Source organism: Neisseria dentiae (assembly GCF_024580525.1).
Classification (GTDB): domain Bacteria; phylum Pseudomonadota; class Gammaproteobacteria; order Burkholderiales; family Neisseriaceae; genus Neisseria; species Neisseria dentiae_A.
In genome coordinates, this window is the sequence record NZ_JANIKQ010000054.1 from 1 (window position 1) to 933 (window position 933).

At 59.5% G+C, this 933-nt stretch carries 1 pseudogene; it reads left to right on the forward strand.

The window, feature by feature from the left end:
• A pseudogene (locus NQ012_RS12815) lies at positions 1–933 on the forward strand (hemagglutinin repeat-containing protein); the annotation flags it as partial.

Genomic DNA, 933 nt, shown 5'->3' on the forward strand with positions numbered 1-933 from the left:
AACTACCGCATCGAAGCCCAAGTAACCGCCGGCTACGGCTTCAGCGCCTCAGGCAGCGCCGAATACGGCAATATCGAAGCCGACCACCGCAGCACCACCCGCCAAAGCGGGCTGTTTGCCGGCGACGGCGGCTTCCAAGTCAACGTAAAAGAACACACCGACTTAAAAGGCGGTATCATCACCGCCACCGAAGCCGCCGAACAAAACAACCGCAACCGCTTTCAGACGGCCACCCTCAGCCACAGCGATATCGAAAACCACAGCCGCTACCAAGGCGAAAGCTACGGCATAGGCATGAGCGGCGGCATGAGCGGCGAAAACCTCGGGCAGAGCCAAAACCTAGGCGGCGTCAAGCTCTACAACACCGGCGCGGCAGGCAGCGGCGGCACCGCCGGCGGCAGCCCGGAAGGCTACAGCCAGAGCATAGGCTTCGGTCGCGACGGCGACAACCGCAGCAGCCTCACCAAGAGCGGCATCGGCACCAGCAACATCACCATCGGCAACGACACCACAGGCGCACAGGCCCAAGCCGTCTACACCGCCGTACGCACCGAAACCGCAGAGCAGCATTCAGGCCGTCTGAACAACACGTTTGATAAAGAGCGGGTTCAGAAAGAGCTGGATATCCGGCGGGAGGTAACGCAGCAGTTCGGCCAAAACGTACAGTATGCCAATACCGAAATCAACAAACGGTTAGACAGCCTAAAAGAGCAGTTGGAAACAGGCCGGATCAGCCAAAGAGATTACGACCGCCGATTGGCAAACTGGCAATATGGCAAGTTGGCACTTAATTCCTTGGCAGCAGGCTTATCCGCCCCGACCGACAGTGGTTTGGGCATCGCCACCGCCACCGCCAGCCCTGCGGCAGCCTACGCCGTCGGCCAATACTTCAAAGGATTGGCGCAAGAAAACCTGCTTGTCGGCAAAACCGAA